Annotated in this window: 20 protein-coding genes and 1 other RNA gene; 16 read left to right on the top strand and 5 right to left on the bottom strand. The window is 74.1% G+C overall.

All coding sequences use genetic code 11. From position 1 onward, the window contains the following. Positions 1-147: 147 nt before the first annotated feature. Entirely contained in the window at positions 148-1,095 is a 948-nt protein-coding gene (locus tag ABZ805_RS03300) for a cobalamin biosynthesis protein (RefSeq protein WP_358433580.1), read from the top strand. Here the strand turns inward: ABZ805_RS03300 and ABZ805_RS03295 are convergent, their stop codons facing one another. From ABZ805_RS03295 to ABZ805_RS03285, 3 genes are all read right to left on the bottom strand, one after another. After that, positions 1,096-1,926, bottom strand: coding sequence for an SURF1 family cytochrome oxidase biogenesis protein (locus ABZ805_RS03295; protein ID WP_358433577.1), 831 nt, complete (start codon positions 1,924-1,926; stop codon positions 1,096-1,098). A gap of 108 nt (positions 1,927-2,034) precedes the next feature. Then, the gene (locus ABZ805_RS03290; RefSeq protein ID WP_358433574.1) at positions 2,035-2,901 is read right to left on the bottom strand and encodes a fructosamine kinase family protein; all 867 of its coding nucleotides are present in this window, start codon (positions 2,899-2,901) and stop codon (positions 2,035-2,037) included. A 313-nt stretch (positions 2,902-3,214) separates the two neighbouring features. Continuing rightward, positions 3,215-3,673, bottom strand: coding sequence for a low molecular weight protein-tyrosine-phosphatase (locus tag ABZ805_RS03285; RefSeq protein WP_358433571.1), 459 nt, complete (start codon positions 3,671-3,673; stop codon positions 3,215-3,217). 119 nt (positions 3,674-3,792) lie between these two features. Between ABZ805_RS03285 and cobC the strand changes: the two genes are divergently transcribed. Genes cobC through ABZ805_RS03265 form a run of 4 tightly spaced genes read left to right on the top strand, consistent with a single transcriptional unit; the run spans position 3,793 to position 7,658 of the window. Then, positions 3,793-4,827 carry an Rv2231c family pyridoxal phosphate-dependent protein CobC gene (cobC, locus tag ABZ805_RS03280; protein ID WP_358433568.1) on the top strand — a complete coding sequence of 345 codons (1,035 nt, stop codon included), beginning with the start codon at positions 3,793-3,795 and terminating at the stop codon, positions 4,825-4,827. Positions 4,828-4,858: 31 nt separating this feature from the next. After that, complete coding sequence (locus tag ABZ805_RS03275) at positions 4,859-5,719, top strand: Nif3-like dinuclear metal center hexameric protein (RefSeq protein WP_358433565.1); 861 nt, start codon at positions 4,859-4,861, stop codon at positions 5,717-5,719. Continuing rightward, on the top strand, positions 5,716-6,444 hold the full coding sequence (locus ABZ805_RS03270) for a C4-type zinc ribbon domain-containing protein (protein ID WP_358433562.1): 729 nt from the start codon (positions 5,716-5,718) through the stop codon (positions 6,442-6,444). Before ABZ805_RS03275 ends, ABZ805_RS03270 begins: the two co-directional genes overlap by 4 nt. Next, positions 6,444-7,658: a bifunctional RNase H/acid phosphatase gene (locus tag ABZ805_RS03265; protein WP_358433559.1), complete on the top strand. Its 1,215-nt coding sequence runs from the start codon at positions 6,444-6,446 to the stop codon at positions 7,656-7,658. The genes ABZ805_RS03270 and ABZ805_RS03265 overlap by 1 nt, the downstream gene beginning before the upstream one ends. A 94-nt stretch (positions 7,659-7,752) precedes the next feature. Here the strand turns inward: ABZ805_RS03265 and ABZ805_RS03260 are convergent, their stop codons facing one another. Both ABZ805_RS03260 and rnpB read right to left on the bottom strand, forming a co-directional pair. Continuing rightward, positions 7,753-8,289: an NAD(P)H-dependent oxidoreductase gene (locus ABZ805_RS03260; protein ID WP_358433556.1), complete on the bottom strand. Its 537-nt coding sequence runs from the start codon at positions 8,287-8,289 to the stop codon at positions 7,753-7,755. A 218-nt stretch (positions 8,290-8,507) separates the two neighbouring features. Beyond that, positions 8,508-8,900: RNase P RNA component class A (gene rnpB, locus ABZ805_RS03255), an RNA gene on the bottom strand. A gap of 548 nt (positions 8,901-9,448) precedes the next feature. On the opposite strand from rnpB, the gene ABZ805_RS03250 reads away from it, so the two are divergent. The 11 genes from ABZ805_RS03250 (at position 9,449) to ABZ805_RS03200 (ending at position 20,749) form a co-directional block, all read left to right on the top strand. Further along, on the top strand, positions 9,449-9,757 hold the full coding sequence (locus ABZ805_RS03250) for a hypothetical protein (RefSeq protein ID WP_224956162.1): 309 nt from the start codon (positions 9,449-9,451) through the stop codon (positions 9,755-9,757). Between the two features lie 6 nt (positions 9,758-9,763). Beyond that, positions 9,764-10,354: a hypothetical protein gene (locus ABZ805_RS03245; protein ID WP_358433553.1), complete on the top strand. Its 591-nt coding sequence runs from the start codon at positions 9,764-9,766 to the stop codon at positions 10,352-10,354. Then, positions 10,329-13,232, top strand: a complete 2,904-nt coding sequence (locus ABZ805_RS03240) for an ATP-binding protein (RefSeq protein WP_358433550.1) — start codon at positions 10,329-10,331, stop codon at positions 13,230-13,232. Before ABZ805_RS03245 ends, ABZ805_RS03240 begins: the two co-directional genes overlap by 26 nt. Continuing rightward, on the top strand, positions 13,229-15,196 hold the full coding sequence (locus ABZ805_RS03235) for a hypothetical protein (RefSeq protein WP_358433547.1): 1,968 nt from the start codon (positions 13,229-13,231) through the stop codon (positions 15,194-15,196). The genes ABZ805_RS03240 and ABZ805_RS03235 overlap by 4 nt, the downstream gene beginning before the upstream one ends. Positions 15,197-15,279: 83 nt before the next feature. Further along, complete coding sequence (locus ABZ805_RS03230; protein WP_358433544.1) at positions 15,280-15,858, top strand: hypothetical protein; 579 nt, start codon at positions 15,280-15,282, stop codon at positions 15,856-15,858. Between the two features lies 1 nt (position 15,859). Then, complete coding sequence (locus tag ABZ805_RS03225; protein WP_358433541.1) at positions 15,860-16,945, top strand: C40 family peptidase; 1,086 nt, start codon at positions 15,860-15,862, stop codon at positions 16,943-16,945. A gap of 236 nt (positions 16,946-17,181) precedes the next feature. After that, positions 17,182-17,667, top strand: coding sequence for a hypothetical protein (locus ABZ805_RS03220; protein WP_358433538.1), 486 nt, complete (start codon positions 17,182-17,184; stop codon positions 17,665-17,667). Positions 17,668-17,729: 62 nt separating this feature from the next. After that, positions 17,730-17,915: a hypothetical protein gene (locus ABZ805_RS03215; RefSeq protein ID WP_358433535.1), complete on the top strand. Its 186-nt coding sequence runs from the start codon at positions 17,730-17,732 to the stop codon at positions 17,913-17,915. Positions 17,916-17,921: 6 nt separating this feature from the next. Then, positions 17,922-19,403: an RNB domain-containing ribonuclease gene (locus tag ABZ805_RS03210; protein ID WP_358433533.1), complete on the top strand. Its 1,482-nt coding sequence runs from the start codon at positions 17,922-17,924 to the stop codon at positions 19,401-19,403. Positions 19,404-19,634: 231 nt separating this feature from the next. Beyond that, a complete protein-coding gene (gene npdG / locus ABZ805_RS03205; RefSeq protein WP_358433531.1) occupies positions 19,635-20,300 on the top strand; it encodes an NADPH-dependent F420 reductase in 666 nt (221 codons plus the stop codon). Positions 20,301-20,344: 44 nt separating this feature from the next. Continuing rightward, positions 20,345-20,749: a DUF4326 domain-containing protein gene (locus ABZ805_RS03200; protein WP_358433528.1), complete on the top strand. Its 405-nt coding sequence runs from the start codon at positions 20,345-20,347 to the stop codon at positions 20,747-20,749. Positions 20,750-20,839 lie beyond the last annotated feature (90 nt).

Genomic DNA, 20,839 nt, shown 5'->3' with positions numbered 1-20,839 from the left:
ACCGGTACTCCCGGTCAAGAGCCCGGTGAACCGCTCACCCTGCGTGCGTGCCGCCCGCCGCGGCGGCCCGCATCGGCTGTAGCGTTCTGTGCTGCCCGGGCGGGCGGACGAAGCGCCGGTCGGGGGAACGAAGGGGGAGACTCGGCGGTGAGAGCGGGACGAGCGGTCGGATTGCTACTCGGAGTCGCGGCGGACGCTGCACTCGGTGACCCACGGCGGGGTCATCCCGTCGCCGGGTTCGGTCGCCTCGCGCAGACCGCGGAGCGGGTGCTGCACCGCGACGAGCGCGCCGCGGGCGTGCTCTACAGCGGCCTGCTCGTCGGCGGGACCGCCGCGCTGGGCGTGCTCGCCGACCGCGCCGCGCGCCGCGGCGGCCCGGCCGCGGAAGCCGCGGTGACGGCGCTGGCGACCTGGGCGGTGCTCGGCGGCGCCTCGCTGGCCGACGAGGGCACCGCGATGGGCAGGCTGCTCGACGCCGGTGACCTGGACGGCGCCCGCGGGCGCCTCGCGCACCTGTGCGGGCGGGAAGCGGCGCACCTCGACGAGCAGGGCCTCGCCAGGGCGACCGTCGAATCGCTCGCGGAGAACACCTCCGACGCCGTGGTCGCCCCGCTGGTGTGGGGCGCGGTCTTCGGGGTTCCCGGCCTGCTCGGCTACCGCGCGGCGAACACCCTGGACGCGATGGTGGGCCACCGCAGCCCGCACTACCTGCGGTTCGGCTGGGCCTCGGCGCGGCTGGACGACGCGCTGAACCTGGGGCCCGCGCGGCTGGCCGCGGTGCTGACCGCGCTGTGCGCGCCCGTCGTCGGCGGTTCCGCCGGTGGGGCCTGGCGCACCTGGCGGCGGGACGCCTCCGCGCACCCGAGCCCGAACGCCGGGCAGATCGAGGCCGCGTTCGCGGGCGCGCTGCAGATCCGCCTCGGCGGGCGCACCGTCTACGGCCACACCACCGAGCAGCGGCCGATCATGGGGGAGGGCCGCACCGCCGACGCGGGCGACGTGCGGCGCAGCGTGGAGCTGTCCCGGGTGATCGGCTCGGTCACCGGCGCGCTGGCCGCGGTCGCGGTCGTCGCGTTCGGCGTCCGCCGCGGCTGATCACTCGCCGGTGCCGGCCCGCTCGCGTTCGCGGCGCTCGTCCTCGGCGACGGCCTCGGCGACGGACATCTTCCGCGGCTTCCGCGCCCCGCCCACGGCGGCGTCCTCGGGCGGCCGCAGCTCCGCGTAGATCAGGTAGCCGATGGCGGCCAGCGCCATCACACCGAACGAGATCCACTGCAGCGCGTACGAGAAGTACGGGCCCGCCGACAGCTGCGGCAGCGGCAGCGCGCCCAGCGTCCCCGGCTGGTCCTCCACCAGCGCGAAGTAGCCGGGGCGCAGCGCCACCCCGGTGCCCGCGCCGACGACGTGCGAGTCCACCGAGTAGGTCCAGCGGTGCCCCTGCCGGTCGAACAGCGGCCGGTGCTCCTGGTCCCGCTCGTCCATCCGGACCCGCGCGGTGATCGTGACCTGCCCGGTGGGCGCCGGGTCGTAGTCCGGCGCGTCGGTGCCGACCGGGCGCAGGAAGCCGCGGTCGACCAGCAGCGTCTCGCCGGTGGTGGTGCGGAACGGGGTGAGCACCTCGATCGCGGGCTCGCCCTGCACGGACCGCAGCCAGGCCAGCGTCTCCGCCTCCGGCAGGTACGAGCCGGTGGCGGTGATCTTGGTCCACTCGGTGTCCGGCCCGGGCGCGGCGCCGCCCGGCAGCACCTCGTCCAGCGGTTCCGGATCGGCCGTGAACGAGTGGGTGATGGCCGCGTTGCGCGCCTGGGTCTCGTCGTCGCGGCCGAACTGCCAGGGCGCGAGGAGCGTGAAGCACAACGTCGCGAACAGCACGACCAGCAGGATCAACCCGATCCAGCCGGGGCGGAGCAGGAACTTCAGGCGCACCCCACCACGGTAGGCCGCGCGGCCGGGCGCGTGCCGCCCGCCCCCGTCACAGTGCGCCACGGCACACCAGGTCAACGCGCCGGGGCGGGAGCCGTCCCCGGGTGCCGATCAGGAGAGGGCGGCGCGGGCCGCGGCGACCGCCTGCCGCGCGTAGCCGCCGCCGAAGAGCACCGCGTGCACCAGCAGCGGGAACAGCTGGTGCACGCCCACCCGCTCCCGCCAGCCCTCGGCCAGCGGCCGCACCTCCTGGTAGGCGGCCAGCACCCGCTCCAGGTGCGGGCAGCCGAACAGCGCCAGCATCGCCAGGTCGGTCTCCCGGTGCCCGCCGTGCCCGGCCGGGTCGATCAGCCAGGCGCGGTGCCCGTCCCAGTGCACGTTGCCCGCCCACAGATCGCCGTGCAGCCGTGACGGCGGCTCGTCGGCGCCCTCCAGCCCGGGCAGCCGCTCGCAGACGCGGTCGACCAGCGCGGCCGCCTCGCCGCCGAGCAGCCCGGCGTCCACGGCACCGCGCAGGTACGGACGCACCCGCAGGTCGGCGTAGAACTCGGGCCAGTCCGGACGCGGCTCGTCGCGCATCGGCGCGAGCCCGATCCAGGCGTCGGCGGGTCCGCCGGGCGGCGGGGCGCCGTGTGCGGCGGCGCCGGCGGCGTGCAGCCCGGCCAGGCCGCGGCCGAGCTCCTCCGCGGCGGCGGCCGTCGGAGATCCGGAGCCGAGGTGCTCGGTGACCAGGTGCCGCTCGGTGCTGCCGAGCACGGCGGGCACCGGCACCATCCCGGGTTCGGCGAGCCACGCCAGCGAGGCGGCCTCCGCGGCGACCGCTCCCGGCATCCCGTCCGGGTTGGTCTTCACGAACACCTCGCGGCCGTCGGCGAGCCGGACCGATCGCGCGTCGCCCGCGTCCCCGCCGCCGAGCGCCCGCACCGACACCGCCTCGGCACCGGTGCAGCGGAACACCACATCCTCGATCTCGCCCATGGGACCTGCCCTTCGAACTCGTGTTGCGTAGTGCTCGGGTGGCGGAACCTCAGCGGCTTCCTCGCTGCGGGATCGATTTCACCGGTGGCTCCGCCACAGGAGAGATCGCTGTCCTCGCGAGGAAGCCGCTGAGAACCCGCGGGTGGTCCTGCTGCGTGCGTGGTTTCTGCTCAGCGGCTTCGCCGCTGACAGGAAACCGGCCCGCCGGGCAGGTTTCAGCGACGGGCAGTCAGCCGTGTTCCCCGGCTGCGGGACCGCTCCGCCACCGCTACGGGAGCGGTGCCGGACCCGCCGCGCAACTCCGACGACCGGATCAGGCGTTCTCGCGGGTCCAGTCGAGCAGCTCGGGCATCGCGGCCTCGATCATGGCGAGCACGTCCTCGAAGCCGCGGTCGCCGCCGAAGTACGGGTCGGGCACTTCGGCGCCGTCGGCGGCGGCCGGGTCGAAGGAGCGCAGCAGCCGGGCCCGCTCCGGATCGTCCAGCGAGTCCCGCAGCACGCGCAGGTGCCCGGCGTCCATCGCGAGCAGCAGGTCGGCGTCCAGGTGCTCGTCGCCGAGCTGCGCGGCGACGTGCTCGGTGGGGTAGCCGTGGTCGGCGAGGACCTTGAGCGTCCGCGGGTCGGCGCCCTCGCCGACGTGCCACGGCCCGGTTCCGGCGCTGCTGACCTCGACCTGGTCTTCGAGGCCCGCGCGGCGGGCGTGCTCGCGGAAGACCACCGCCGCCATCGGCGATCGGCAGATGTTCCCGGTGCAGATGAACGAGATGTGCACGTGCGGCTCCTTGCGCGACTACCGGGCGTCGACCCGCCCGGCCAACGACCGTACGGGGCGCCGCGGCGACCGCGGGAATCGGCGCCGGTGATCATCTACCGGTCGTTAGACTGCTGCCGATGACGAGCGGGGACGAGCGGGCGCTGCTGCGCCACCACGGCGATGTGGACGCCGAACCGGGATTGCTCGACTTCGCGGTGAACGTCCGGCTGGAACGCCCGCCGCGCTGGCTGCGCGAGCACCTGACCGCCGCGCTGGACGACCTGGGCCGCTACCCGTCCGCCGCCGACGACCTCGCGGCCCGCACCGCCGTCGCGCAGCGGCACCGCCGGGATCCGGCCGAGGTGCTGCTGTTGTCGGGCGCCGCGGAGCTCTTCGCGCTGCTGCCCGGGCTGCGCCCGGCGCTGGCCGCGGTGGTGCACCCGTCGTTCACCGAACCGGAGTTCGCGCTGCGCGCCGCGGACGTGCCGGTGCGGCGGGTGCTGCTGGAGGACCACCGGCTGGACCCGGCGCTGGTGCCGGAGGAGGCGGACCTGGTGGTGCTGGGCAACCCGACGAACCCCACCTCGGTGCTGCACCCGGCCGCGACGATCCGGGCGCTGGCCCGCCCCGGCCGGCTGGTCGTGGTCGACGAGGCGTTCTGCGATGCGGTGCCGGGCGAACCGGAATCCCTTGCGGCGCACCGGGTTCCGGGCGTGCTGGTGGTGCGCAGCCTGACCAAGACGTGGGCGCTGCCGGGCCTGCGCGCCGGGTACGCGCTGGGCGAACCGGAGCTGCTGGCGCGGCTGGCCGCCCCGCGCCCGCACTGGCCGCTGGGCACCCTCGCGCTGGCGGCGATCACCGCCTGCTGCGCCCCGCAGGCCGTCGCGGAGGCCGAGCGCGCCGCCGTGGAGATCGCCGAGACCAGGGACCGGTTCGCCGCCGACCTGGCCGAGGTGCCGGGCGTCGCGGTCGCCGGACCGGCCCGCGGGCCGTTCCTGCTGCTGGAAGTCCACAATGGCGAGAAGGTGCGCGCCGCGTTGCGCGAGCGCGGCATCGCGGTGCGGCGCGGCGACACCTTCCCCGGTCTGGGGCCGGACCACCTGCGGGTGGCGGTGCGCGATGCGGCGCGCAACGCGGTGCTGGTCCGGGCGCTGCGCGAACTTCTCGGATAGTGCGAAGACCGAACCAAGGGGTGCGATTCGGATGACCGTGCGGATTCAGGACGTCGTGGAGTCGTTGGAGGCCGCGTACCCGCCGGAGCTCGCCGAGAGCTGGGACGCGGTCGGGCTGGTGTGCGGGGACCCGCAGTCGGTGGTGCAGCGGGTGTTGTTCTGCGTCGACCCCGTCGAGTCCACTGTGGACGAGGCGGTGGACTTCGGTGCGCAGCTGCTCGTCTCGCACCACCCGCTGCTGCTGCGCGGCGTGCACGGGGTTCCCGCCGACGACCCGAAGGGGCGGCTGGTGCACCGGCTGATCCGCGCGGGCATCGGGCTGTACTGCGCGCACACCAACGCCGACACCGCCACCATCGGCGTCTCCGACGCGCTGGCCGAGGCGATCGGCCTCCACGTCACCGGCCCGCTCGCCCCGCACGCCGCGGGCTCCGCGACCGGGCTCGGCCGCATCGGCACGCTGCCCGAACCGGAACCGTTCAGCCGCTTCGTGCGGCGCGTCGCCGAGAACCTGCCCACCACCGCGTGGGGCGTGCGCGGCGCGGGCGACCCGGACCGGGAGATCCGCACCGTCGCGGTGTGCGGCGGCGCCGGGGACTCGCAGCTCGGCACCGCCCAGGACGCCGGGGTCGACGCCTACGTGACCGCCGACCTGCGGCATCACCCCGCCGGGGAGCACCTGGCGCGCGGCGGCCTGCCGGGCGCCCAGGTGCCCGCCCTGGTGGACGTGGCGCACTGGGCGAGCGAGTGGCCGTGGTGCCAGCAGGCTGCCGACGTCGTCGGCGCGGCCCTACCGGATACTGTCGAGGTTCTCGTCTCCACACGCCGGACCGACCCGTGGACCGCTCACGCCGCCGGTCCGGCCCCCGACTCTGGGAGGACTCCCGCGTGAAAGCCGACCCCGCCGTGCAGCGCAGGTTGCTCGACTTGGCGGAGGTGGACGCCGAGCTCAACCGCGTCAACCACCGCCGCCGCACGCTGCCCGAACTCGAGGAGATCGGCCAGCGCGAACGCGAACTGCAAGCCCAGCGGGACTCGCTGGTGGCCGCGCAGACCTCGTTCGGAGACATCGACCGGGACGCCAAGCGCCTCGAAGGCGAAGTCGACCAGGTGCGCAAGCGCGAGGACCGCGACCGCAAGCTGATGGAGTCCGGCGGCAGCGCCAAGCAGCTGGAGGACCTCCAGCACGAGCTGCAGACCCTCGCCCGCCGCCAGGGCAACCTGGAGGACGAGCTCCTTGAGGTCATGGAGCAGCGCGAAGCGCTCGAATCCGACGTGGCGCGCGCCCGCACCGGGGTCGAGGAGGCCGAGCAGCGCCTCGCCGACGTGCAGCACCGCCGCGACGAGGCGATGACGGACCTGGACACCGCCGAGGCCAAGCGCACCGTCGAGCGCCAGTCCGTGGCCGGGACGCTGCCGGAACCGCTGCTGGCCCTCTACGACCGGATCCGCGAGTCCAAGGGCGTCGGCGTCGGGCCGCTGCAGGGCAACCGCTGCGGGGCCTGCCGCATCGAGCTCGACCGCTCCAAGCTCGCCGAGCTGCGCGACACCGCCGCCGACGACGTGGTCCGCTGCGAGGAGTGCGGCGCCATCCTGGTGCGCACCAAGGACTCCTGATGCGCGTCGTCGTCGAAGCCGACGGCGGTTCCCGGGGCAACCCGGGGCCCGCCGGTAGCGGAGCGGTGGTGCGCGACACCGGTGGGTCGGTGCTCGCCGAGCGGTCGAAGTGGCTCGGCGTCGCCACCAACAACGTCGCCGAGTACCAGGGCCTGCTCGCCGGGCTGCGCGCCGCCGCCGAGCTCGGCGCCGACGACGTCGCGGTGCGGATGGACTCGAAGCTGGTCGTCGAGCAGCTCTCCGGCCGGTGGAAGATCAAGCACGCAGCGCTGCGGGCCCTGGCCGAGGAGGCGAAGGGGCTCGTCGCCGGGTTCACCTCGGTCACCTTCGACTGGATCCCGCGGGCGGAGAACGCGCACGCGGACCGGCTGGCGAACGCGGCGATGGACGACCGCGCGGACGGGGGCTCCGACGCGCCACAGGCGGGCGGCGACGCGGAGTCCGGTGCCGCGGGGGAGCCCGGTGCCACCCAGGAGCCCGGCACCACCGAGCAATCCGGTGCCACCCAGGAACCCGGCACCACCCGGCAGCCCGCCGAGGACTCCGGCACCACCACGCAGGACCGCACCCGCCCGTCCGGCTGGAACGGCGCCGTCGGCTCGCCCACCAAGATCCTGCTGGTGCGGCACGGCCAGACCGCGATGTCGGTGGACCGCCGCTACTCGGGCCGCGGCGACGTGCCGCTGACCGAGCTGGGGGAGCGGCAGGCGCAGGCCGTCGCCGCCCGGCTCGCGGGCATGGACGGCGTCCCCGGGGCTCCGGTGCTCGCGTCCCCGCTCGGCCGCACCCGGCAGACCGCCGAGGCCGTCGTCGCCGCCACCGGTTCCGAGCTCAGCTTCCACGAGGGGCTGCTCGAAACCGACTTCGGCGGCTGGGAGGGCCTCACCTTCACCGAGGCCGCCGCGGAGTTCCCGGAGCTGCACCGCAGCTGGCTGGGCGATTCCACCGTCGAACCGCCCGGCGGGGAGAGCCTCGAAGCCGTCTTCGAACGGGTCGGCGTGGTGCTCCACGAGATCCTGGACCGCTACGCGGGGCGCACCGTCGTGGTGGTCAGCCACGTCACCCCGATCAAGGCGATGCTGCGGCTCGGGCTGGACGTGGGGCCGTCGCTGTACTACCGGCTGCACCTGGACCTGGCTTCGCTGTCGATCGTGGAGTTCTACCCGGACGACAACGCCTCGGTCCGCCTGGTCAACGACATCTCACACCTCTGAGCCCCGGCCCGGTGGCCGGGCCCCACCGCAGACCGCGGCCGGGCCGCCTGCCCTCGGACCGCCTGACCTCGGACCGCGGCCGGACCGCTCGGGCTCAGGCCGCGGCCGGGACGGTCGCGAGATCCGCGGCGAAGCCGGTGAGGGCGCCGGTGAGGCGGCTCGCGGCGCGGGCGTCCCAGTCCCAGCCGTCGCCGGTGCCCGCGAGCCACTTGTCGAACAGGAAGCACGCCGGTGCCACCCGCAGCGCCCCGTGGTCGGTGAGCAGCCGCCGCACCGCGTAGTCCGCGGCCCCCGACTGGGCCTGCGTGGACCCGAGGCACACCGGCTGCACCGGCCGCTCGCCCGCGGGCGGCATCACGTCCAGCCAGGCCCGCAGCAGCGGGCTCCCGGACACCTCGTAGGTCGGGGTGATCAGCGCGATCCCGTCCGCGCGGTCCAGCAGCCGCCGCGACCAGCGCAGCGCCGGGGCGTCCGCACGCCCGGCCAGCAGCGCCGATTCCGGCAGCAGTTCCAGCGGCAGCCGCCGCACCCGCAGCCCGGCGCCGCGCAGCACCTCCGCGGTGGCGCGGTGCAGTTCCGCTGCGCGCGAACGGGAATGGGGGCTGGCGGCGACGGTGACGACGGTGCGCATCGGGAGTTCTTCCTGCGTGCGGCCGGGAGTCCGGCCGGAACGGGCGTGGCGGCGATCGTTCAGCAGGCGGAACAGCGCGCGGTGCCGACGCGGGCGAAGTCCACGTAGCGGCGGCGGATCAGCCGGGCACCGGTCATGCGAGAAGTAGAGCAACGCCCGCGAATCCGGTCAATCCGGTTCCACCGGACGGGAAGCCCGCACGGGCGGGGAAGAAGGGGTGGAGGAGTCGGCCTGTAAGCCGGATCCTGTTCCCGGCGATCTCGCGATCGTCCGGTCGGCGACCATCCATCTCGGCCTGCCGTCGCCGGCAGGCTCCAGCGGCCTACCCGCAGGCTCGGGCGGGCAGCCCTCGATCACCTGCGCAGACGCCGTGGCGTCCTCTTGGCCTTGCTCCGGGTGGGGTTTACCTAGCCGCCCCGGTCACCCGAGGCGCTGGTGGTCTCTTACACCACCGTTTCACCCTTACCCGTCCGGCGAACCGGTCGGGCGGTCTGTTCTCTGTGGCACTGTCCCGCGGGTCTCCCCGGGTTGCCGTTAGCAACCACCCTGCCCTGTGGAGTCCGGACTTTCCTCGACGCGGTTGCCCGCGACGCGGCCGCCCGGCCGACTCATCCACCGGTTCCAGTCTAGCGATCGCGGGTACGGGCCCGACGGCGCCCGGCCTGCGGGAACCCGGGCATTTCCGGCGCCGCGGAACCGGGTCGCTGGTCACTGCCCGTGGACCGACCTGATCGCGGCCGTGACCGGTGGAGCCGCTACGCTGGATGCAGTCAAGATCACGTCCGGGTGGCGGGCGACGGTCTCGTCGACCGATGTCCGGTGATCGGGTTCCGGTGCACCGCAGCAGGGTGTGCCGAATTCCACTGACCGGCCGTTTCGTGCACGGTCCGTGAGGAAGGGGCTCGCAACAGGGTGAACGATCCGCGGTTCCCGATCCGGCGCGTGCTCGCTTCCCGCACCACCGCGCGCACTGCTCCATCCGAGTCGAGCCCGATCGGCCCATTCGGTGACTGAGCCGGTGTGCCGACGTCATCTGTGGTGCTCGATCGACCACTACTGCTGGTGACCATGACATGTTCTACTCGTACCGTCCCGCCGGGAAGATCCGGCCGGCCGACGTACCCGCCCGACGACCCTTCACGCACTCAGGGGTAACAAGATGACCGCCATGTCGCTGGAAACGTTGGCGCACGTGCACGTGCTCGCCGCGCTCGACCCGTTGGCGCAGCAGACTGGTCTCGGGACCGAAGGCATCCGCGGCTGGATCCTGAACAACCTGCTGCCACTCCTGCTGCTCGCGGTCGCCCTGCTGCTGCTGTGGCTCGGTGGCGGCAAGGGTGACAACGCCGGCGTCATGCGCCGCGTGATGGGCGTGTTCGTGGCGCTGGCGCTGATCGGATTCGCGGTCACCGGTGCGGGCGTGGACATCGGCACGTTCATCGCCGGCCTGTTCAGCACCAACGGGTGATCAGCCGTGCGGATCCGCACCGATGACGAGGTCTACCGCGTCGACGCCGTGTGGCTCGGCCCGCCCAAGGCGACGTTCCCGTGGCGGGCGCGCTACGTGGCCTGGGGCGTGGGGACCGTCGTGTTCCTGCTGGTGCTCGCGGTCGAACGCCGGATGAACATCGGCTTCGGCCTGTTCTCCACCGGCTGGGCGGCCGTCATCACCATCCTGGTTACGCGGATCGTGTGTTCCAGGATCACCCACGAACGGCCGCTGGGAGCGGTGATGGTGATGTGGTTGCGTGAGCTCACCGCGCCGCGGGAACGCACCACCGGCAGCGGCGGCGCGGCAGGCGCCGCCCGGCTCAAGGTGCGCGCCGAGCGGCCACGCCCCAAGCAGAAGCAGTCCGGACGAGCGAAGAAGTCCACCCGGCGAGGCCGGGCGGCCCCCACCCGGCGGACCCGGCGCACCAGCCGGGGCCAGCAGGGAACCCAGCCCACCGGCGGTGCTAACCGGCAGGTCCGCCGCCCCAGGAAGTCCGCGGAACGGACCCGGTCCGCAGGCGGGCGCGCGCGTAGCAAGGAGGTTCGCGGTGTTCGGTCGCCGTCGAGGCGGTGAGCGCCAGGCCGCAGGGCCCGGCGCACCCCAGCGCGCCCCGCAGGGCAGGAGCGGGGCGCGGGGCAAGGCGAAGCGGCAGGACCGCAGGCTCCCCGACGAGCAGTCGTTGCCGAGCTACACGCCCTCCATCGCCGCCCGGTCCATCGACGGGCACCTGCTGCGCACCGGCCAGGACGTGTTCGCCTGGTACCGGCTGTCCCCGCAGCGCTGGTCGTTCCGCTCCGACTCGCAGCGCCAGGACCTGATCGCCGCCATCGCGGGCCAGTACGCCGAGCTGCAGGGCCGCTGGATGCACCTGCGCGTCACCAGCCGCCCGTACCCGATCCGGATGTGGGCGGAGGCGCACGTGCACAACGCGCGCGGCGCCCTGCCGGACGTGCCCGGTGCGCTGAGCTTCGACGACTACATGGTCGGCGAGCAGCAGCAGCTGATGGGCCGCTCGATGGCGGAGAAGGAGGTCTACCTCGGCGTCCAGGTGCAGACCCGGAACGTGGTGGACCGCGCCGTGGAGCGCGCCGCTCCGCTGCTGCGCCGGGTGTTCCCGGAAGCGGTGGACGCCGAGCTGGTCGCGCTGGACAGCGAGATCGAGCACCTGGACCAGGTGATCGGTTCCGCGGGTCTGGACGGCCGCCCGGTGACCGCGGAGGAGATCTCCTGGCTGATGCACCGGTCCTGCTCGCTGGGCCTGCCCGCGCCGCGGAACCTGCCCGCGGTGCCGGGCGCCGAGTGGGAGCCGGAGGACCTGGCGTCGTTCACCGACGCCGCCGACATGTACCAGGAGCCGTACTCGCCGACCGCCACCGTGCGCGGCCGCACCGGTTCCAACGCGGGCATCACCCGGCACGTCGCCGTGCTGACGGTGGGGCAGACGCACGGCCTGCAGATCCCGGAGATCGACGACCCGTGGATCCAGCACTCCGACCGGCTCCCCGCACCCGTGGAGTGGTCGGCGCGGATCTACGTCCGCCGTCCGGAGGACGTGGGCGGTGAGCTGCAGCGCCAGATGAACAAGGTGCGCTCGCAGGTCCGGCACTACACCGAGGAGCACGGCCTGGAGCCGCCGACCTCGCTGTCCCGCCAGGCGGGCCGGGTGCTGGAGATCGACGACGAGATGAGCACCGGCTTCACCGCGCTGGCCACCCGGGTCCGCTCGTGGTGGCGGCTGGCGGTGTCCGGGCCGACGGAGCGGGACGCGCTGCGGCTCGCCCAGCAGATCCTGGACCTGTACAAGCCGAAGGTCGCCATCGAGCACCCCGAGGCGCAGTACGCGATGGCCCGCGAGTTCATCCCCGGCGAGCAGCTGGCCTCCGGCGCCTACATGCGGCGCGGTTCGGTGGTCTGGGCGGCGTCCTCGGTGCCGCAGGCGACCGCGGAGGTCGGGGACCGCCGCGGCGTCCTGCTCGGCGAGACCTGCACCGCGACGCGGCGCCCGGTGGCCTGGGATCCGTGGATGGCGCAGGAGGTCCGCGACGCCTCGGGCCTGACCGCGATGGTCGCCGGGCTCGGTGGCGGCAAGTCGTTCCTCGGCGGCGGCACCGTCTACAAGACGTTGCGGGCCGGGGCGCACTGGACGTTGCTGGACCCGTCGGGTCCGCTGGCGGAGCTGTGCAAGCTGCCGGAGCTGCGGCCGTACGCGCGGCCGATCAACCTGCTCAACGCCCAGCCCGGCATCCTCAACCCGTACCGGGTGGTGGCGGAGCCGCAGCTGGAGCACTTCGTCGACGAGGACGACCCGGAGCGCAGCTGGCGGCGCGAACGCGCCCTGTCGGCCGCGACCCGCCGCCGGCTGGTGCTGGACGTGCTCACCGGCCTGCTGCCCTACGAGGTGGCGCGGCTGCCGCAGACCCGGATCGTGCTGCTGCGCGCGGTGCGCGCCGTCGGCGGCCGCCCGGACGCGCACCCGGGCATGGTGTTCGAGGCGCTGCGCCGCGACGCCTCCGAGCACCACGAGCACGCGGTGGTCGTCGCCGACTTCCTCGACGAGATCCGGGAGCGCATGTCGCTGCTGATCCCCGAGGCCGACGCCGACCCGTACTCGGAGACCCGCGAGGACCGGCTGACGGTGCTCACCATGGCCGGGCTGACGCTGCCGAAGGACGGCGTCGGCCGCGAGCACTGGACCGACGCCGAGGCGCTCGGCGTGGAGATGCTGAACCTGGCCGCGTGGCTGACCCAGCGCTCCGTCTACGAGCGGCCGAAGAACGAGCGCAAGGGCGTCTGGATCGACGAGGCGTTCTTCCTGTCCGAGGTGCCGACGGGCCGGGTGCTGATGAACCGGTTCGCCCGCGACTCCCGGAAGTGGAACGTCCGGGTGCTGCTGTCCAGCCAGATCCCGGCGGACTTCCTGCGCATCCAGGGCTTCGTGTCGCTGCTGGACTCGGTGTTCGTCGGCAGGCTCGACGACGATCAGGCCCAGTCGGACGCGCTGCGGCTGCTGAAGGTCCCGGTGGGCGCCGGCTACGAGCAGGTCGTCTCGGCGCTGGGCCGCAAGCCCGGCCCGGCGCGCAACAGCACCGAGCGGGACCGAGCGCCGCGGCAGTTCATCTTCGGCGACGGCGCGGGCGGCGTGGAGCGCATCCGCATCGACTTCGGCGGCCCGCACCTGGAGCACCTGCGCGAGGCGCTGGACACCACCCCGGCGAGCGCGGAGTCCGAACAGGACCTGCGGGCGCTGCCCGGAGCGGAGAGCGCGGCGAACTCGGACACCCCGCCGCTGCCGTCGCCACCGCACGTGCCCGAGGACGACTACGCCGACGACATCGAGGGCTTCGACGAGTTCGAGCTCGAATCGGTCGGCATCGGATCGGGCGAGGAACGCATCGACGGCACCGAGCGCGCGCAGCAGCGGCCCGGTCAAGGCGGAGACGAAGTGCGGTGAGCGCGCTGGCCGCGCCCACGATCATGGCGGCGGTGATCGTGGCGGTGGTGTGGGCCGCGAAACGAGTGCTGTCCCGGCGGCGCCCGGCGGAGCGCGCCCGCGGCCGCCGCTCGGCGGTGCTGCTGGTGGGCGCGCTCGTGGCGATCCAGGCGCTGATCGGGGCCCCGGCCTCGGCGCAGAGCCTGGACTGCTCGGAGCCGCCGAGCCCGGAGCGGCCCGGTTCCGGCATGGTCGGCGCGATCGACCCGGCTCCGCTGGGCTCCGGTCAGCCGGGCACCGCCTACGACGAGGTCGGCTACGCGGGCCTGGTGTGGCACACCTACGGGCTCGGCTGCGGCCCGCAGGGCGTGATGAACCCGAACGCGCTGGTCGACACCTGGCTGGGCAACGAGCTGTTCAACATCTCGAAGAACCTGGTGGGCGCGACCAACGGGCTGCACTACGCGCTGCTCAACGGCGAGCTGATGGGCCCGCTGGACGACCTGATCGCCACCGGCACGGTCGCGCTGTACGACAGCGTGTTCACGCCGTGGTTCGGGGTGGCGGCGCTCGTGCTGGCGGTGCTGCTGTTCCGCTACATCTGGCAGGGCGACCTGGCTTCGATCGGCAAGCGCACCATGTGGGCGCTGGCCGGGTTGTGGTTCGCCTCCGCCACCTACCTCACCCCGATGATCTACACGCACGCGCTGGACGAAGTGGTGATCACCGGCACGTCGGCGGTGCAGGCCGGGTTCCTCCAGCAGGTCGGGGTGGACGAGGCGAACACGCTGCCGACGGTGCTGCACCACCAGGTGATCTACCGGAACTGGCTGCGCGGCGAGTTCGGCTCGCCGGACACCCCGCAGGCCGAGCGGTACGGCCGCGAGCTGCTGCGGGCCCAGGCGTGGACGAAGCAGGAAGTGGCGGCCGGCGCGGACGCGGGCCCGTCGACGCCGAAGGAGACGGCGTTCACCAACGTCGCCGGGCAGCTCAGCTCGACCAGCGCCTACGGCTACTTCCAGGGCAAGGACGGCAGCCGCGTCGGCGCGGCGATGCTGTCGGTGGTGCAGAGCCTCTCGTTCGCCTCGTTCCAGCTGATGGCGAAGGCCGCGATCCTGCTGGCGCAGGTCCTGCTGCGGGTGCTGATCCTGGCCGGGCCGCTGATCGGCCTGGTGGCGCTGCTGAACCACCAGATCCTGCGCGCCGTGGGCCGCGTGGGCGGCGCGGCGATGTTGAACGTGCTGGTGATCTCGGCGATGGCCGGGCTGCACACCTGGGTGCTGGCGTGGATCTTCAACCCGCTGCGCGGTTTCCCGGTGTTGACGCAGATCCTGCTGGCCGGGCTGGTGACGATCGTGTTCATCATGCTCGGCAAACCGGTCCGCCGGATGGGGCAGATGGTGCAGCTCTCGATCGGCGGTTCCGGCGGCGTGGCGCAGCCCCGCGGCGTGTTCGGCCGGTTCCGCGGCCGCAGGCCCGCCGACGATCCGAGCGGCGACTTCTGGGAGCAGGTGCGCGAGTCCGATCCGGACGCGCCGCCGCCGGACCCGGCCGGGCAGCGCGGCAGGCGCCAGACCCGTCCGGAGGCCGACCACCAGACGATGTCCGTGACCGCGCAGCGGCTGGACCGGCAGGGCGGCCCGTGGGCGGCGCTGCCCGGCAGCGGTTCCCCGACCGGTGGCGGCGCGGTGTCGCCCGCGCTGCCCGCGTCCGGTCCCGCCGAGTCCCGGCGCCCCGGCGGCCCGGCGGCGGCGCTGCCGGAGGGCAGGCCGAGCCGCGTCGTGGACACCGCGCCCGTCGCGGACGCCTCCTGGGACCGGCGGGAGGAGCCGGTGCTGGTGCCGTCCCGCGCGGACAGCTCCCCGATCCCGGCGCAGGCGGAGCCGACCGCGCCGCGCCGCGCCGACATGGAAGTGGTCGCGGGCAAGCCGGTGTACGTGGTGTACCGGCCGTCCCGGGGCTTGGAGGTGGCCGATGGGGATTGATGATCGGCCGCGACCGGTGATTCGACAGCTGCAGCGGGCCGGGCGGGCGCGAACCCGACCGGCCGGGTGAAGGGGTACGGGCCATGCCGATCCGGACGCATCGGGGACGCGCCGCGGTCTACCGGAGGCTGTGGGGCTGGCCGCTGCGCTCGCCCAAGCACCTGGTGACCGCGGTGATCGTGCTGGCGGCCGTCGCCACCGCGGTCGGGCTCATGCTGCCGGAGCCGCCGCTGGCGCGGAACTACCGCTACCAGCCGGACGGCACCGAGCAGCAGGCCGCCCCGGCGCCCCCGAGCCCGACGCCCGCGCCGCCGCGGATCTCGGTGCCGAACACGCCGCCCGCGCCGGTCCCGCCCGATCCGGCGGGGCTGCGCGTGGTGGAGGCGTGGGGCGCCAAGTGGGCGACGCACCCGCCGGGCACGCCCGCCGGGAAGTGGGTGGAGTCGCTGCGGCCCTACACGACCGACGAGTTCATCACGGTGATGACCTCGGTGGATCCGGCGAACGTGCCGTCGACCCGGATCACCGGGCCCGCGGTGTCGTTGAGCTCCACCGCGAACTCGATCGCGGCCCGGCTGCCCACCGACGCCGGGGACATCGAGGTCGACGTGATGCGAACCGAACAGGGATGGCGCGTTTCCGGCTACAACAAGGTGAGCTGACATGCGGAAGTTCTTGGTCCTCGTCGTGGTGCTGTCCGGCTTCGCCGGGCTGGTCGGGCTGGGCGCGTTCGTGGTCGTGCTCTCCGGCATGCAGGGCGGTCAGAGCTGGTCGGAGTGCAGTTCGGGGCTCGGCCCGTCCGGGGACGGCGCGGGCCGCGGGGAGCGCGACGCGGGCGGCCTCGACCAGGAGTCGGTGCTGATCGCCAAGGAGATCATCAAGGTCGGCCAGCAGCGGAAGCTGCCGCCGCGGGCCTGGCAGATCGCGATCCAGGCGGGCAAGACCGAGTCGAACCTGTCGAACCTGACCCACGGCGACCGGGACTCGCTGGGCATCTTCCAGATGCGGCCGTCGATGGGCTGGGGCAGCGTCGCGCAGGTCACGAACGTCGAGTACCAGATCAACAAGTTCTACGACGTGCTGCTGGAGGTGCCGGGCTGGGAGCAGCTGCAGCCGGGCACCGCGGCGCAGCGCGTGGAGCGCTCCGCCTACCCGCTGCGCTACCACGAGTGGGAGCCGATGGCGGCGCACCTGGTCAGCGTCGAGGGCAACGTGGCCGGGTTCAGCGGCTGCGAGAACCTGCCGGCGGCCGGGGTGCTGGCCACCAAGGCGATCAGCTTCGCCGACCAGCAGGTCGGCAAGCCGTACGTGTGGGGCGCGGCGGGTCCGGACTCGTTCGACTGCTCCGGGCTGACGCAGATGGCCTGGAAGGAGTCCGGGGTGACCATCCCGAAGTACTCCCGCTCGCAGTACGCGGAGGGCGGCGCGCACATCCCGCTGAACCAGGCCCAGCCCGGTGACCTCGTGTTCTGGGGCGCGGGCCGGGAACCGGGGGCGATCCACCACGTGGCGCTGTACCTGGGCGACGACCAGGTGCTGCACGCGCCGCAGCCGGGCGAGTCGGTGGAGCGCACCGAGCTGTGGGACGGCGGGGAGCTGCTGCCGATGGTGGTGCGCCCGGCCGCGGACGAACCGGCTCCGGCCGCGCAGCCCACGATCCAGCCCGCTCCGGGCGGCGAGCAGCCCGCGGTCCCGGAGACGGGACCCGGCGGGCAACCGGGCCAGACCCCGGTGCGGCAGCCGGTGTAGCGGCCCCGGAGCATCCGGGTCAGCAGCACGCGCGGTGACGGTTCGCTCGCGCTGCGACACGATCTCCGGGATGGTTCGGACCGCTGATCGTGGCGGTCCGCTGTGGCAATCTTGGTCGCGGGCCGTTCGTCGGCCCGCTCCGGCGGCGCGCGGGTCCGCGGCCCGCTCCGCCGCGTGCGGGACGAGCACCGCCGAGCGGTGCGAGTCCCGCGGTGTGTCCTACTCCGGGAGGAAGCATGTTCACCCCAGACCCCATTCCGAGGCGTTCGGCACCTCCGGCGTCCAGCACGCCGCTGGGCGACTACCTCTCCCGCGCGGGGCACGGGGTCGACGCCGGGTACGCGGTGCTGCCGCGCTCGCTGGCGGAATCGATGCCGCTGCCGTGGCAGCAGCACATGCGCCACCTGCTCGCCGAGTTCCACCAGGCCTTCGGGCACCTGCAATGGCCGGTGTACCGGGTGGTGCCGTCGCGGTACGAGCGGCTGGTGGACCTGGACGACGACCAGCTCGCCGAGGTCGGCTGCACCGTGGAGGTCGGCGACAGCGGTGAGCTGGAGTACCGGCTGCGCGACGGCCGCCGCATCGAGAACCCCGAGAGCAGGCAGGTCCTGGTGTCCTGCCTGGACCCGATCCCGCCGCGGCAGCACCCGGGCGGCCCGCCGCCCGGACGGCCGCCCGGCCCGCCGCCCGCGCCGGGCGCTCCACCGCCTCCTGCGTGGTGAGCGCGGCGGGTGCGCCGTCCGGAGGCGTGACACGGAGCGGTCCCGCGTGCGAGGCTCGACGCATGGCCCGAGATGGTTGGTACTTCTGCCTGAAGCATCAGCAGGTCGAGCCCGCCGCGGGATGCCGCGCCGCCGACCGGCTGGGGCCGTACGCGGACCGTGCCGCCGCCGAGCACGCGCTCGAGCTGGCGCAGGAGCGCACCGAGGCCGCCGACGAAGCCGATCGCCGCTGGTCCGAGGGGGACTGAACTCCGATGGCGACGGCGGCGCGGGCACCACGTGGTGGTACCGATGCCGACGCAGCCCCCGACCGCGGTTCCGGCCGCACCCCGCGGCCGCGCCGTTCCGCCGACGGATGTGATTTCTCCGCCGTCCGCACCGATTTCGGCCTGCCCACCGAGTTCCCCACCGCCGCGCTCGGCGAGGTGGAGCAGAGCGTCGCGCAACCCCTGTTCGAGGCCGACCGGGTCGACGCCACCGAGCTCCCGCTGGTCACGGTGGATCCGGTGGGCGCCAAGGACCTGGACCAAGCGGTGCTGCTGGCCCGCCGCGGCACCGGTTTCCGCGTGCAGTACGCGATCGCCGACGTGGCCGCCTTCGTCCGCCCCGGCGGGGCGCTGGACGCGGAGGTGCGCCGCCGCGGCCAGACGCTGTACCTGCCGGACGGGAACGTGCCGCTGCACCCGACGCTGTTATCGGAGGGCGCGGCGAGCCTGCTGCCCGACCAGGTGCGGGCGGCGGTGCTGTGGACGATCGACCTGGATGCCGACGGGGTGGCGACCTCCGCGCAGGTCCGGCGGGCCTGGGTGCGGTCGGTCGCGCAGCTGGACTACGAGGCGGTGCAGCGGTCGCTGCGGGCCGGGGTCGCGCACCCGGCGATCGAGCTGCTGCCGGTGGTGGGCCGGTTGCGCCGCGAGCAGGCGGTGCGGCGCGGTGCCATCGAACTGGGGTTGCCGGAGCAGCAGGTGGAGTCGGACGGCGCGGGCGGCTGGCGGGTCGCGTTGCGGCCGCGGCTGGTCGTGGAGGAGTGGAACGCGGAGATCTCCCTGCTCACCGGCATGTGCGCGGCGGAGATGATGCTGGACGCCGGGGTCGGGATCTTGCGCACGGTGCCCGATCCGGAGCCGCCGACGGTGGCGGCGCTGCGCCGGTCCGCGGCCCGGCTGGGCGTGGAGTGGCCGGAGGACCTGCCGCCCGCCGAGGCGCTGGCCGGGCTGGACCCGGTGCGGCCGGAGGCGTTGGCGGTGCACGTGGCGGCCACGCGGTTGCTGCGCGGCGCCGGGTACACGTCGTTCGACGCGGGGCCGCCGCCGAAACCGCGGCACGCGGGGATCGGTGCGGCCTACGCGCACGTGACGGCGCCGCTGCGGCGACTGGTGGACCGCTACGGCGCGGAGGTGTGCCTGGCGGTGAGTTCGGGTTCGCCGGTGCCGGAGTGGGTGCGGGAGGCGCTGCCCGCGCTGCCCTCGGCGATGGGCTCCTCGGACCGGGTGGCGACGCAGGTGGAGCGGGCGTGCCTCGCGCAGGCGCAGGCGTGGTCGCTGGCCGGCCGGGTGGGGTCGGTGTTCCCGGCGACGGTGCTGCGGACCGGGTCCGGCGACGGCGAGGTGTTCATCCCCGAGCCGCCGGTGATCGCGCGCTGCGCGGGCGAGGACCTCACCGAGGGCCAGCGCATCCGGGTCCGCCTCACCGAGGCCGATCCGCATCGGCGCGAGGTCACCTTCACCACCGCCTGATCGGTCGGTCCTCCCCATCCCTTCGCGTGCGGCCGGTGCTGCTCGGGTACTGGGGGAGGAGACGGCCGCACCTAGATCCACTTCCCGGGGGTAGTGCGAACGGGTGAGATCGGGTTCGAGAGGGTGGACTCGTTCAGTGGGCATGAGCACAGCGGGTCCGTCTAGCGCCGGGTCCGCCGGATGCGGATCGTGGAAGGGCAGCGTCGCAAGGTGACAACGAGGAGGCCCGTCGTGGCTGAGGTGCGCGAGATGACCGTCGGTGTGCTCGGGGGCACCGGCGCCCAGGGCAGGGGGCTGGCGATCAGGTGGGCCGCGGCGGGCCTGCACGTGGTGATCGGTTCGCGCAAGGCCGAGCGGGCCCAGGACGCCGCGCGCGAGATCGCCGAGATCTCCGGCGGCCGCGTCGACGGTGCCGACAACGCGGCCTGCGCCGCGGCCGCCGACATCGTGCTGGCCGCGCTGCCGTGGGACGCGCACGCCGACACCTTGGCCGCGTTGCGCGAACCCCTCGCCGGCAAGATCGTCGTCGATTGCGTGAACCCGCTCGGCTTTGACAAGCAGGGGCCGTTCGCGCTGGACGTGCCGGAGGGCAGCGCCGCGCAGCAGGCCGCCGCGCTGCTGCCGGATTCGCGGGTGACCGCCGCGTTCCACCACGTCTCGGCGGTGACCCTGGCGGACCTGTCGGTGGACCACGTCGACCTGGACGTGCTGGTGCTCGGCGATGACCGGGAGGCCACCGACGTGGTGCGCGGGCTCGCCGACGTGATCCCCGGGGTGCGCGGTCTCTTCGGCGGCCGGTTGCGCAACGCCCACCAGGTGGAGGCGCTGACCGCGAACCTCATCGCGATCAACCGCCGCTACAAGGCGCACGCCGGGCTCCGCATCACCGACGTGTGAGCGGCGGACCGCGCGGCAACCCGGTGCGCAGGGGGTGAGCGGCGATGGCGGAGCAACCGGCCCAGCTGCCGTCGGAGGCGGCGAACTGGACCGATGACGAGCGGGAGCGGGCGAGCCAGCTGCTCGACGGCCGCGCCACCGTCGTCAACGTCCGCAAGAGCGGGCCGCACCGGCACCTGCTGCCGTGGCTGGAGCGGGAGGGCCTGCTGACGTACGTGGGCCATTCCGGTCCGCGCCACTCGTGGCCGGCGTCCGACTTCGCCAGCCCGTTCGTCAAGGAGGCCAAGCACGACCGGGCGGCGATGGTGCAGCACTACGAGCAGTGGCTCGATGAGCAACCGGAGCTGCTCCAGCGCCTGCACGAGGGCGAGCTGAACGGCCGCGCGCTGGGCTGCTGGTGCGCCCCGGAGCAGTGCCACGCCGACGTCCTGGCCCACCGCGCGCACTGAGTGAACGGACCGTTCGTCCAGTAGAGCTGGATGAACGGTCCGGCGCACCGGTGAGATCCAGTCGGAACAGGCCAAGAAGGACCTCGCCAC

This window comes from Saccharopolyspora sp. NPDC047091, from assembly GCF_040643635.1.
Classification (GTDB): Bacteria; Actinomycetota; Actinomycetes; order Mycobacteriales; family Pseudonocardiaceae; genus Saccharopolyspora_C.
The sequence above is the reverse complement of the archived record's forward strand: the minus strand, read 5'-3'. Positions and strand labels throughout refer to the sequence as shown.

Excerpts from the sequence above, each read along its gene's own strand:
- ABZ805_RS03290 (WP_358433574.1), bottom strand. The coding sequence starts at position 2,901 with ATGGGCGAGATCGAGGATGTGGTGTTCCGCTGCACCGGTGCCGAGGCG.
- cobC (WP_358433568.1), top strand. The coding sequence starts at position 3,793 with ATGACGAGCGGGGACGAGCGGGCGCTGCTGCGCCACCACGGCGATGTG.
- ABZ805_RS03275 (WP_358433565.1), top strand. The coding sequence starts at position 4,859 with ATGACCGTGCGGATTCAGGACGTCGTGGAGTCGTTGGAGGCCGCGTAC.
- ABZ805_RS03265 (WP_358433559.1), top strand. The coding sequence starts at position 6,444 with ATGCGCGTCGTCGTCGAAGCCGACGGCGGTTCCCGGGGCAACCCGGGG.
- ABZ805_RS03260 (WP_358433556.1), bottom strand. The coding sequence starts at position 8,289 with ATGCGCACCGTCGTCACCGTCGCCGCCAGCCCCCATTCCCGTTCGCGC.
- ABZ805_RS03250 (WP_224956162.1), top strand. The coding sequence starts at position 9,449 with ATGACCGCCATGTCGCTGGAAACGTTGGCGCACGTGCACGTGCTCGCC.
- ABZ805_RS03230 (WP_358433544.1), top strand. The coding sequence starts at position 15,280 with ATGCCGATCCGGACGCATCGGGGACGCGCCGCGGTCTACCGGAGGCTG.
- ABZ805_RS03225 (WP_358433541.1), top strand. The coding sequence starts at position 15,860 with ATGCGGAAGTTCTTGGTCCTCGTCGTGGTGCTGTCCGGCTTCGCCGGG.
- ABZ805_RS03220 (WP_358433538.1), top strand. The coding sequence starts at position 17,182 with ATGTTCACCCCAGACCCCATTCCGAGGCGTTCGGCACCTCCGGCGTCC.
- ABZ805_RS03215 (WP_358433535.1), top strand. The coding sequence starts at position 17,730 with ATGGCCCGAGATGGTTGGTACTTCTGCCTGAAGCATCAGCAGGTCGAG.
- ABZ805_RS03210 (WP_358433533.1), top strand. The coding sequence starts at position 17,922 with ATGGCGACGGCGGCGCGGGCACCACGTGGTGGTACCGATGCCGACGCA.
- ABZ805_RS03200 (WP_358433528.1), top strand. The coding sequence starts at position 20,345 with ATGGCGGAGCAACCGGCCCAGCTGCCGTCGGAGGCGGCGAACTGGACC.